General features: G+C 64.2%; 4 protein-coding genes. 1 reads left to right on the forward strand and 3 read right to left on the reverse strand.

Going from position 1 to position 12,870, the window contains the following annotated elements:
• Window positions 1-187: 187 nt before the first annotated feature.
• Entirely contained in the window at window positions 188-949 is a 762-nt protein-coding gene (locus tag F7D09_RS06040) for an HAD family hydrolase (RefSeq protein WP_152234510.1), read from the reverse strand.
• A 927-nt stretch (window positions 950-1,876) separates the two neighbouring features.
• Entirely contained in the window at window positions 1,877-8,617 is a 6,741-nt protein-coding gene (locus F7D09_RS06045; protein ID WP_152234511.1) for a family 43 glycosylhydrolase, read from the reverse strand.
• 355 nt (window positions 8,618-8,972) lie between these two features.
• Between F7D09_RS06045 and F7D09_RS06050 the strand changes: the two genes are divergently transcribed.
• Window positions 8,973-10,034, forward strand: a complete 1,062-nt coding sequence (locus F7D09_RS06050; RefSeq protein ID WP_152234512.1) for a LacI family DNA-binding transcriptional regulator — start codon at window positions 8,973-8,975, stop codon at window positions 10,032-10,034.
• A gap of 615 nt (window positions 10,035-10,649) precedes the next feature.
• On the opposite strand, the gene F7D09_RS06055 is transcribed toward F7D09_RS06050, so the two are convergent.
• Window positions 10,650-11,957: an alpha/beta fold hydrolase gene (locus tag F7D09_RS06055; RefSeq protein WP_226836008.1), complete on the reverse strand. Its 1,308-nt coding sequence runs from the start codon at window positions 11,955-11,957 to the stop codon at window positions 10,650-10,652.
• Window positions 11,958-12,870: the final 913 nt, after the last annotated feature.

Consider the following 12,870-nt stretch of genomic DNA (forward strand, 5'->3'; position numbering starts at 1 on the left):
CACCCCCACAGATGGGAGAAAAGCAGGAGTCCGATAAACCAACTCCCGAATTCCTCCCATCCCACACCCCACAGATGGGAGAAAAGCAGGAGTACAAGAACCCAACTCCCGGCTTTCTCCCACCTCAACCTGCCGGAATGGGAGAAAACCGGGAGTCCGGCCGGCCGCAATCAACCCCGCTGCGCCATCACGGCAGCAAATCGACCGGACGAAGGCCCCGATAGTCCGTGATCGACCGGTCGAACAAACCGGCATCGGCAATATCATTGCGCGCATAGCCGGTGACCCTGACGACGTACGCGCCGCTGGCATGGGCGGCGGTCAGGCCCGGCAGGGAATCCTCGAAAACCACGCATCGGCGCATCGCGGCACGCACCACGTCGGAGCCGGCAGCCAAGCCAGCATCACTATCGCCGATTACGCCGGCGAGGCGGGCCGCGGTCAGATACGCCCGCGGATCGGGCTTATGCGGCACATCGTCATCGCCGCTGATCGACGCGACGAATGCCCCGGCAGGCGCGTGAGCAAGCACATTGTCGACCAGCGGGCGCGGCGAACCGGTGGCCAGAACCGACGGCACCGACGCCGCAGCCAACTCCGCCAGCAGGTCGCGGACCCCTTCGGCCCACGGCAAGTGGGCACGTTCCATGCGCATCACATCGTCGGTCATGATCCGAGACATGCGCTCGTCCGTCATGTCGACGCCACGCTCGCGCAGCAGCGCGCACACGACCGGCAGGGCCGCCCCCTGCATCTGCTCGGCGAGCGCGTCGTCCCACACGCCGCCGCATGATTCGAGCAGCGAGCGCTCCGCACGCACCCAGTACGGGTCGGAGTCGATCAACGTGCCGTCCAGATCCCACAGCACGGCGGCGGGAAGCTTGCCGGCCACCTGCCCGGCAGGCGCGTCGCTTGATGTCGTCGCGCAAGAAAGGTTTCCGCTATCCATGGTTCCACTGTAGGCCACCAGGCCAACCGGCCGTTGAAGGCTGCCGCGGAACCGCGGAAATCCGCGCCTGCCGGCAGAATTTTCACACCGTGAGACATGGGCCGAGGCGGATAGCCGGATAAGACAAATTCATACAGATGTTCACATCTCGGACAATCCTTCTCGCAATAGTAGAACAAATTTGCGATTGATGACTTGCTCGCATACCATGGTTTTCACATATACAACAGCTCCAGGGGACAGAGCGGGAACATGGGGGACATCATGATCATCAGGGGTATCGAACCGTATCTTCGGACGGGCGTCGAAGAAAACGGCATCATGCACACAGTCACTGACGGGAATGCGGCCTTACGACGCGGGACTCGCAGGCGGTGCAGCACGCGAGCGCCAATGGCGAGGGTCCTGATACCGGAGAAGCGCTGCAGCACGGACATGCACGCAGTCATACGGAGTACATGTGCGACACGGCACTGCATGCACGCGATGCAACACAGCATGCGTGCGACACGGCACTGGGCGCTTGCGGCGCGACACTGTTCATGTGCGGCGCGACACTGGGCGCGCACCGGGCCACAACGCATCGGAAGGGCCGCTGCGGGATGCGCTGAAGCCGTGATGCCGCATGAAGTCATGGCCGGGATATGCGGGTCCCGGCATGCGCGGGCGGATATGCATGGGCCGCCGACCTCGTATGCGAGGCGGCGGTCCATATGTCCCTTCATGAGGGCGGATGGTCCTGATGGGACGAGGCAAGTCCCATCAGGACCGGGTAGGGCGCGAACCCGTGCGGCCGGCGGAAGCGACGGCGGGAAACCATCGTCGCCGCCTTCGCCGTGGCATCGGGCTCGGCTGTGGCCAAACCGATCAGTCGCGCCGGGCGTACTGCGTCCGGCTGCGAATCGGCTTGGCCGTCAGGCCCTGATCTCAGTCGCGGTTGCGGCGCAGCATGACCGCAATCGCACCGGCGGCGAGCAGCAGCATGCCGGCCACGGCGAACGCCGTCACCGAGACGCCGGTCTTGGACAGGCCGGACTGGCCGTTGCCGGACTGCGAGGCGTTGCCTGCCTGACCGTTGCCGCTTCCCGGCTGGCTACCGCTGTTCTGGCCGGGCTGATCGCTGCCAGGCTGGCCATTGCCGCCGTTGCCGGGCTTGTTCGGCTGCGGCTGCTCGACCGGAACCAGCTTGCCCTGCGCGGTCTTCAACGCGGCGAGCGCGTCGTCCACTGTCGACTGCCACGAGTCCTTGTCCGCGGAGACCGTCTTCGCATCGGCAAGCGCGGACTGGAATGCATCCCAACCGGACTTGTAGTCCGCCTTGTCGAGCTTCTCGGCTTCGGCGATCGCCCTGTTCAGCGCGGTCTTGTCGGCTTCGGCGACGCTCACGGTGAAGGTGTCGCTGAAGTCGGTGCCGTTGAGCGTCACCGTCAGCGTCACGTCGCCGACCTCCGGGAACGGCTTGGTCAGGTCGACCGGGGCGCCGGAAGGCGCGACGGCCAGGACCCCGTACTCGGTGGGCTTGGCTTCGGTCACGCTCGCGTCGGACATGACCTTGCTCACCGCGAATCCGGCCGGGTCGTAAGTGTCGCCGGCGATGTACGCGGTCTTCTTCGGCTTGGTGACCTTGATGCCCACGACCGTCGGAGCCGGCTTTTCGCGGACCGTCACCGTTCGGGTGGCCTTCGCTTCATTACCGGCGTTGTCCGCGACCGTGTAGGTCAGCGTGTACGTGCCGGCCTGTTCGGTGTCCACGCTGCCGGAGACCTTGAAGGACTTCGTCACGTCGCCGTCCCGGTCGTCGGTGGCGGTCACGCCGGCCAGCGGGTCGAATGCGGAACCGTAGTCGATGGTCACATCATCCACTCCGGAGAACACCGGTGCGGTCGTGTCGGGCTTCTGCGTCACCGTCAGGTCGAACGTGCCGGTGAACTCGGTGCCGGTCAGGGAGACCGTGACCGTCACCTTGCCGATGGAGGACTCGGCGAACGGCTTGGTCAAATCGACCGTCTTGCCCTCGGCATCCGCGGCGGAGACCGTGTATTCGCCGGTTTCGGCGGCGGCCTTGGAACCGTCGGAGAAGACCTTGGTCACGGCGAGTCCGGTGCCGTCATAGGTCTCGCCGACCTCGTATACGGTCTTGACTGGCGTGGCGACCTCGATACCGGTCACGGTCGGCGCGGCTGGCTTGGTCAGGCCCTGCTGAGCCTTGGTGAGGGCTGCGGCGGCCGAATCAACGTCCTTCTGGGCGATGCCGTGGTCGAGGAAGGTCTGCTTGGCGGTCTTGGCTGCGGCGAGCGCATCCTCGAACGCCTTCCAGGATTCCTCGGTGTAGCCGTCGTTCGCGACCTTGCCGGCCGCGTCGATCGCCGCATCAAGGGCCGTGGTGTCAGCCATGGCGACCGCGCCCACGCCTTCGTCGGTCGGCTTGATGGTCTGCATGAGACCGTCGGCGCCGAAGTGGATTTCGCCGATCGCGGTCTCGCGGTGGTAGCCGAGAGACGGCGAGTGGAAGATGCCGAGCGGCGTGTAGTGACGGTGATAGGCCATGAACCAGCGGTCGTTGCCGTTCGTGTCGATCACGTGCACGTCGGACTGGTGGGCGGTGCCCTGCAGCTGCTTGGAGGCGTCCTGCTGCAGCAGCGTGCCCTTGAACGCGATGTCGCCGTCGAGCGAGTCGGAGACGCCGTAGTTCACGTGGTAGTTCGGCGAGCCGGCGTCGTCGCAGGTCCAAGTCCAATGGTACTTGCCATCACGGTAGGTGACGACGACGGACTCACGGAAGTCGGTCAGACCCTTGATCGTGCGCACGGTGCCGGACTTGACGCTGACCATATCGTCGTTGAGCTCGGCGATGGCCGGCGTACCGTTGCCGTACGTGATGTACGACTTGCCAGTGGTCGGGTCGGTGAAGATGGACGGGTCAATCGCCTGGTTGACGGTCACACCTTCCATCGTGCGGGTGACGACCGGCTGGTCGGCGGCCTTATACGGGCCGGCAGGATTGTCGGCCACCGCGACGCCGATGGCGGACTGGCCGTTCGGATACTTCGCGCAGTAGTAGAAGTAGTACTTGCCGTTCTTCTTCTCGATGGTCGGCGCCCACGCGGAGCCCACGGACCACGGCGAGACCGTGGTCTGGTCGGTCCAGTAGGACTGCTTCTGGCCCGCGTGGTCCTTGTTGACGTCGAGGATCACGCCCTCGTCTTTCCAAGTCTGCAGATCGGTGGAGCTGAAGGCGTGGAAGTAGTTGCCGCTCCAGCCGGAGAAGCCGTCGGTGGTCGGGAAGATCCAGAACCTGCCGTCGAAGTAGTCGATGTCAGGGTCGGCGTACTGGCCGGGCAGGACCGGGTTGCTACCGACGGTAGCGGCCTTGATGGTCCACTCGTCGGATGCGGTGCCGTCGCTGGTGGCGTAGGTGACGGTCAGCTTGCGGTCGCGGGTCAGGTCGAGCTTGTCGCCGCTCTTGAACGGCTGGCCGTCGACGGTGAACGTGGCGTCGCTGTAGGCCGCCTTGAGCGTGACGGGCAGCGCCTTCGCGTCGCCGCGACGGTTCACCACGGACGTGATGGTCTTGGTGTCCTTATCGACGGTGGTGCGGGTGGCGGAATGGTCGTCGGTGCCCTGCAGCGAATCCGGATCAGTCGGCACAGTGCCCACGGTGGCGGCGGTGATGGCCGCGGCGTTGTTGGCCTTCGCGATCTCCTCGTCGCTCAGGACGCGGTTGTAGATCTTCATGTTGTCGAGCATACCCGTGAAGTATTCGCCGGATCCCCAGTTGGCCTTGCCGACCTGCAGGATGCCGCCGGACTCGCCGAGGATGCTCGGCAGGTCAAGGCCCTTGACGTCCTTGCTCTCCTGGGCGAGCACGCCGTCGACGTACACGCGCGTGAACTCGTCGGAGACGGTCACGGTTACGTTGTACCAGCCGCTTGCCGGCGCGGTGCCGGAGGCGTTGCCGCGGGTGTCGCGGTTGCCTTCGGTGTTGTAGCGTTCGACGCTCACGGATCCGGGCTTGGCCATGACACCAAGGTAATGCTCGGACTTGTTGTACTGCGGGGCGTTCGTGTTCGGCGCCGCGTAGAAAGCCCAGCCGGGGTTGCCGGAATCGGGCTTCGCGTCGAACGAGACGGTCAGGTCGTTCACGCCGGCCAGCAGCGGCGTGCCATCCGCCTTGGTGACGTTGAGCCAGAAGCCGTTGCCGATCTTCGCGGCGGTCGTCTTGTTCTCGTCGTTCGTGGCGGTCGCGGCGGAGCCTTCGATTTCCGCGGTCGCGGCGGAGGATGCGGCGTCGACGTAGCCGGTGGCGCCGTCCTTGAGGTCATCGAACGTGAAGTTCGCGAGCACGTCGGAGGTCTGGCCGCCGCTGATGGGCAGGGTCACGTCGAGCGTCGGAGCCTGGTCGGCCTTCGCGCCGTAGATGCCTTCGGCCGCGCCCTTCGTGTTCACGAAGTACAGCTCGTCGTTGGCGAACTTTCCGCCCACCGCGAGCAGCAGCGTGGACTTGCCGGCCTTGACCGCATCCTGCACGGCCTTGGTCACGTCGACGGTCACGGTCGTGCCGGCCACGGAGCCGGGCACGTCGTTGCGGACCTCGGCGTTGCCGTTGTCGAATGCAGCGGACTCGGTGGTGCCCTCTTCGGTCGCGGTGAAGTCGGGGCGCGTGTTCCACGTCATGCCGGCGAGCGAACCGTCGAAGTCGGTACCGTCAAGACGCTTGGTCGCCTCGACCGGGGAGACGGCGATCTGCTCGTCCGCACGGTTGGCGGTGTCGTAACGGCGGCCGATCAGCGTCAGCTTGAGCTGGGCGGCGGAGGGAGACGTGCCCTTGAACTTGGCGAGGTCGAACTGCACGAACCCGAGCTTCACATCGGTGCCGTCACCGGTGTTGGTGCTCGTGTTGCGTTCGCCGAGCAGGCCCTTGCCGGTCGTGTTGCGCACGGCGAAGTAGCCGGCCGTGTTCTTGCCGCCGGGGTTGGCGCTGTAGTCCTGCGTCTTGTTGCCCTTCCACGAGGCCACATAGGCGTCGGCGGAAGAAGTGACGGACTTGATTTCGGACTTGGCGGAGACCACGCGGATGCGCACGGACTTGGTCACGGCGTCATAGTCGCCGGCCTGCGCGCCCTCATCGGCCGCAGTGAACGTGACGGAGTAGTTCTTGCCGGACTGCTCCTCGGTCGGCGTCCACGTGAACTTGCCGGTCGAAGCGTCGAACCTGGCGCCATCGAGACCGCTCAGGTCGGAGACGGACAGCTTCACGTTGTCGCCGTTCGCGACATCCGGGTCATCGACCTTCACGTCGAAGCTCAGCTCCTTGCCGGCGGTCGCGGTGAGCGTGCCGGCGGTCGGCGCGGTGAATGTCGGCAGGCTGTTCTGCTTGACCGGCTGCGTCTTGCCGTCGGCGTCCGTGTACGTGTAAGCGAGCGCCTTGACCGAGTCGGACTTGGTGAAGTTCGCCTGGTTGGTGTACTGCACCTGCTTGCCGCCGACGTACAGGTCGTTGACGGTCGCGTCGGTGACGTTGTTCATCGAGAAGCCGGCGTTCGCGTTGGAGAACCACGTGTTGTCGATGGTCACCTTGGCGATGGGCGTGCGGGTGATGGTGTAGTCGTTGCCGGAGCCGTCCGGGTTGGGCCGGTAGCCGTTGTCCTTCTGGTTGGCGGCGGTGACGGTCTGGGTGTTGCCTTGGCCGCCCTGCACGGAGAAGTTGGTGCCGACGCGCGAGGTGTCGAACGAGGAGTTCAGCACCTGGATGTTCTCGTAGCGCGGGTAGATGTCGGTGTTGTTCTGCACGGTGATGGCGTTGCCGCCGCCCTGGAAGCCCAGCGAGTTGAAGTTGTTGAACGTGTAGTTCTTCATCTGGTAGCCGTGGGCCTCGTGGCCGAGGCGGATGCCGTTGCCGCCGGCGAACGACCAGCCGAGCGTGTTGTTGAGCGTGATGTCATGGCTGTCGGCGGTGTCCCAGGCGTCGTTGTCGATGCCGTGGGAGTCCACGAACGCCTCGTAGCCGCCCACCGCGTTGTCATAGCCTTGGATGTTGGGGTTGGAGCCGTTGAATCCGAACATCTTGTTGTACAGGTCCGGCTTGTCGGCCTGGAACCAGCGGCCCGGGTTGTAGTGGCCGGAGGCGAACGTGTCGTCGTTGCCGAACGTGACGGCGCCGTTGACGGTCAGGTTCTGGCCGGACGCGAAGTCCATGCCGTCACCCCAGCTCATCTCGTACGGGGTCAGGCCCTTGATGTTGTTGAACGTGGAATCCTTGGCGGTGTGCGTCTCCCAGTTCCACTGCTTGGCGCCACGCATGTACGTGTCGTTGAACGTGATGTCGCTGGACTGCACGACCATGACGCCGGCCTGATGCTGGCTGTTGTAGGCGTCGTTCTTGTCGCCGGACGTGTTGCCGTTCTTGTCGGAGTAATTCTTCGCACCGTTGCCGTCGTAGATGCCGCGGCCGTCGAACACGATGCTCTTCGAGTTCCATACGCCGATGGCCGGCTCCTGGGCCTCGCGGTACGGCTGCACGTGGTTCTTCAGCAGCGCGCCCTCTTCGGTGTAGATGGTGAGGTGGCCGCCCTTGAGCTTGCTGCCGTCGACGCCGTTGACGTCCATGCCGCCGTACGTGTACGTGCCATTGGGGAAGTACAGGGTGTTGAGGGTGGATGCGTTGTTTTCGATGAAGTCGAATGCGGCCTGCAGCGCGTAGGTGGAGTCGTCGGCGCTCATGGCGCGCTGGTCGGGGTAGCCGACCTGGGTGACCGTTTCGGAGCCGCTGACGACGGTGCTCGCCTTGGCGGGGTCGGTGACGACGTTGCCGTCCTTGTCTTTGCCGTAGATGATGCGGCCTTCGGAGGTGACGCCCTTGGCGGTCTGGCCGCCGACCTGCGTGCCCTTGCCGTCGTTGTACAGCGACGTGTGGTGGGATGCGATCGGCTCCTGCTTCTGCACCTTCGTCTTGCCGTCAGGCAGGGTGGCGCCGGCCTCGGAGGTCAGGTACTTCTTGGCGAACGTCTGGAAGTTGAGCACGCCGGTGGACTCGTTGTAGCCCCACGCCTTCTCGTCCGCGGAGGAGCCTTCGGCCTTGCTGGGCACCTCGTTGCGCTCGGATTCGGGGATGTCGTTGATGAGCGCGAGGTACGGCTGGCCCTTGGCGTTGACCTTGTCGCCGCTGTTGACCATGACCATGGCGGAGATGAGGGACTTCTCCATCTGGAAGGTCAGTTCGGTCTGGTCGTCGCTGACCTGGTACTTGCCTTCGTAGTAGCGTTCCGGATAGATGTTGACCTTGCTGATCTTCTCGCCGTTGATCATCTTGACCTTGACGACCGGCGTACGCGAGCTGGACGCGAAACGCGCGATGTCGAAGTTGTGGCCTTTGGCCGTATACTGCACGGCTTCGACCGGGGTGCCGTTGACGGTCACCTGGTATTTGTCGGAGGCGACGTCGGGGGTCTTGGTCGCGTTGCCGAGCACGTCGGCGCCGGCGCCGGTGGCGGCGTAGGTTTGGACCGTGCCATCATCGGTGAACGTCGGTTCGGCCGCGACTGCGGTCTGGCCGGCGAGCGGCACCATGGTCAACGCCATGGTGAGGCCCGCGACTGCGGCGACGGCGGAGCGCAGTCCCTTGCGCATCAACGCCGCCGCAGTGCGGTATCGTCTGTTTCCGAACTCCATTATTCTCCTTTATCGAAGCAGGAGGCCCATCTCGCATGGACGTGCGCCCCGCACCCCGATGGCATCGTTACCATAGCGACACCATCTTTATACCACTGCGATTTTGAGTATACACAATGGTGTAATCGCTTACAAGTCGACGCGACGCCCTTATGTTTGCTATATCATTCACACCCGTATCGTCTCTGCATGACATCATCCGGCAGCGGCAAATCACACGCAAGTCCGCATCATCCCATGCCGCCAACCGCACCCACGACACCCCGTCGTAAGCGCATACATTCCACATGTCGCAAGCGATACGATAGTGTTGGCACATTGCAAAGCCGCCAACCCATCAACCCACGAGGAATCCATGGACAACAACGCAGCCGGCAGAACCGCCGACAAGACCAAAGCGAACATCTACGACGTTGCCGCACTGGCCGGCGTCTCATACGCGACGGTCTCGCGCTACCTCAACGGACATCCCAACGTCTCCAAGTCCACGGCGGCGCGCATCGACGCGGCCGTCGCCAAAACCAACTACATTCCCAGCGCCAGCGCGCAGTCGCTCGCCCGGCAGCGCTCCCACATCGTCGCCCTCATCATCCACGGCGAATCCGAAGCGGTGACGCGCGACCCCAACATCATGACCATCATGGCCACCGCGAACAAGCGCATCGCGCAGGAAGGCTGGCAGATGGTCACCGTCATGGCCGACGGCGACACCGGTGTCAACAACATCACGCGCATGATCGCCTCCGGGTTCGCGGACGGCTACATCCTGTTCACGCTGGAGAAAGGCGACCCGATCCTCGCCGCGTTCGACAAACGGCAGATCCCCGCGGTGATCTCCGGCACCGGATTCAAAGACAACGTGCCCTGCCCGTCCGTCGACGTGGACAACACGAGCGCCATGTCCGACCTGATCCGGCACGTGCTGCATCCCGACCCCGACCACCGCCGCATCCACCCGGCATACATCAGCGGACCGCTGAACATGCCGGGGGCGCCGGAGCGGCTCACCGCGTTCATCAACACCGTCACCGAAGAGCTGCATCCGAACTACAACCTGCCGATCAGCTACAACGACGACTGGTTGCGCGAGACCGGTGCGGCCGCGGTGCGCCGCTGGCATGACAGCGGCGTGCTGGACGGGGTCGATGCGATCGTATGCGCGAACGATACGCTGGCCGCGGGCGCGGTCGAGGAGCTGCACCGGCTGGGACGGCACGTGCCGGAAGACATCGCCGTATCCGGGTTCGACAACAGCTCGGCGGCGACGTCGACCATGCCGCAGATCACGACCGTGGACCAGCATATGGAGATGCGCGGCGAAGTGCTGGCGGACATCGTCATCAAGAAGATCAACGGCATCGACTCCCCGCGTACCGTAATGCTGCCGACCGAGCTGGTCGTGCGACAGTCCGCGTAGGGATTGCCTGCAGAACCGGCATGAGTACGTGCGGATGATGCTGGTGCGACAGTCCGCGTAGGGATTGCCACGCTGCCGATGTCGATGCAATCCGCCCAAGCGGGGCGCGGGCGAGCGGAGGTGCATTTGCGGCTCTGTTGGGCTCGCCAGATGACTTACAACCCCGCCAAGACGAGATGTGGGTGTTTCATGTCGTTCCGGCGACCGCGCAGTCGCCGGAACGACATGGCAAAACTGGCTCTATAAAGCCGTTTCTTTGGTTTTGCCGGCATGACAGCAACTCTCAAATCCCAAAATGAAACACCCACATCTCGCGAAAGCGAACCGCATGACCGATGACGCCCCTGTCACACAACGCATTACCGGGCATAACCGTCCATCATGCCGCAATATTACGGCGGATTAGAGCCGTTGCCACAACGGCAACTGCGACCGCAACAGCACAACCGCAACCGCACAACCGCAACAACACGGCACGGCCGGTCGCGGTCACGGCCCGACGTTGCAACAGCAACTGCAACCGCAACCGCGTAGCCGCAACGATGCAGGTCTGGTTCGACTCCGACTTCTGATCGTTGCAACCGCACAGCCGCAGCCGCACAGCCGCAATCGCGGCTACGCGGAGGCGGCAGGAGCGTCATCGGTGCCTGAGTTCGCCCGGCCGCCAGACGTTGGCATTGAATCAGCGGAATCGGAACCGCCGTCGGAAGCGACGGACGCAGGGCCGTCACCCTCGCGCGACCCAGCACCAGCAGTCCCGGCCGGCGACAATCCGGCGCCGGCGTTGGTGACGGCGCCGGCACCGGCTTCAGCGGTGCGCACCCCCGCATGTTCGACCGCATCCAACGCGGCGTGCAGGCCGTGCGCCGAAATCACGCGACGCCAGCACATAAGCGACGCCCAGCCGGCCACAATGGCGAAATACCGCCGTCGGGCCGCCGGCCGCGACAGGCTCAGGTCATGCAGGCCGCCGCGGATCGTGGCAAGCGTCACCACGTCGCCAAGGTTGAGCGACGCCTGCCGGATCGCCGTGATGTCCAGCACGGAATCGGCCTCGCGCATGGCCTCGTCCCATGTGGGCTGCAGCATCGTGCGGTCGGACGTGCACACGAGCACGGGGATGCGGATGTCGAGCCGGCGCGCAACCTCGGCCTGCGCGTTGTAGATCGCCTGCATCCAGCCGGCACGCGGCAGAAAACGACTCGGGTCGACCAACGGATGCGCCAGATAATCCCAGTCGCCGCCGGTCGCACTGTCGATGCAGCGACCGTAGAATCCCGGGTCGCGCATCGGCATGACCGTCTTGCCGCCGGCCAGCCGGTACGCCTGCACCACAGGCGTCGACAGGATGCGGAACATGCGATTGCCCTGCAGTTCCAGCCACGGCGAGTTGAGCGCCACGGCATCCACATGGTGCGGCCGCTCGCCGTTCACCCACAATACGGAACTCAGCCCGCCCTGCGAATGGGCCATAAGGAGGATGCGCACCTGCTCGCCCTGCTCACGCACGATCAGGTCGCGCAACGCGTTGAGCTCGGCCGCATAGTCATGCAGGTCCTCGATGTAGCCGGGGGTCTGACCATCGCGCAGGGAGCGTCCGAACTTGCGCAGGTCGACCGCATAGAACGCGATGCCCAGCGACTCCCAGAACTCGGATTCGTGACGGCGGTAGAAATAGTCGTTCCAGCCGTGCACGTACATGATGGCGAGGCGGTGGCCGCGCAGTGCGAACCGGGCACGGCGCAGACGCTGCGCGACCGTGAGTTTGGCGGGGTTCTTGCGGACGAACGTGGCGACCAGCTCACCCTCGTCGTCGCGGCCGAGATAAACCGTCGCCTGCTGATAGTCGGGCATCACGGAATCCGGCATCCAGTCGTCCACGACCGGATGCGCGTCAAGTTGGGTGTGCAGTGAATCCGCCATATCGCCCAATGTACTCCTGTCGTGTGATGGGTGTTGGGCGTCGGGGTACTGGGCTGGGGTCTGAGATGGATGTCGCGGAAGGCGCCCACGAAGGCCGGAGGCGAACCTTGACCTTCCGGGGAATCCCGCACGCGCCACGGAGGTCGGGGCGCAGGCTTGGATTGAGATGCTGCATTGTGGGGACTGTGATGTGGCGGGAGTGGAGTTGTTGCTCAGCGGGAGGGGGAGGCGCGCTCCAAAGAGCGGAATAGGACGGTGCAATGCCCGGTTTCCCGGATTTGTGGGCTCAAATGCCCGTTCTCGTGAGGAAAAACGGGCATATGCAATCATGAATCCGAGGATTCGGGTATTTCGTACCCGGAATCGAGCGTAGCTCGGCATCCAGCACATTGCGGCATCCTCATGCGGCGCCACAAACGGCTCCTCAGGTCGGCAGCCACCGGTAAGGCGAGGCACGCCTGAAACCTCATCACGGAAACCCGGCACCCCAAACCCCTACGGAATTGACAACAGCATAGGCCTACCTCGGACTCCCGGCATTCTCCCATATGCAACCCCAAGACGGGAGAAAACCCGGAATACCGTCGAAGAAACTCAGGGACATGCGAAGGAGATCTGAACCGTCCCCACAGACTCCCGACATTCTCCCACGCATAAGCCCCAGAGAAAACCACCGGGCATTCCCACGATGCCATTCAACGAGGAATGGTCGCAATCCACCAAAACGGAAGAAAACCGAATCGCGCCCCTCAGCATCCCCCGCATCACCACCCAACCCACGTAACCGGGTACAACACGCCGAAACCACAAGTTAAGACAGTTTACAAAATATTACCTAAGATAGCGCCTATCAACTCAACACCGCCTGGGACAAAAACCCCCAAAACACACCCCCCCCCCCAGGCCCGGGGCG

This window comes from Bifidobacterium leontopitheci (assembly GCF_009193355.1).
GTDB classification, from domain to species: Bacteria; Actinomycetota; Actinomycetes; order Actinomycetales; family Bifidobacteriaceae; genus Bifidobacterium; species Bifidobacterium leontopitheci.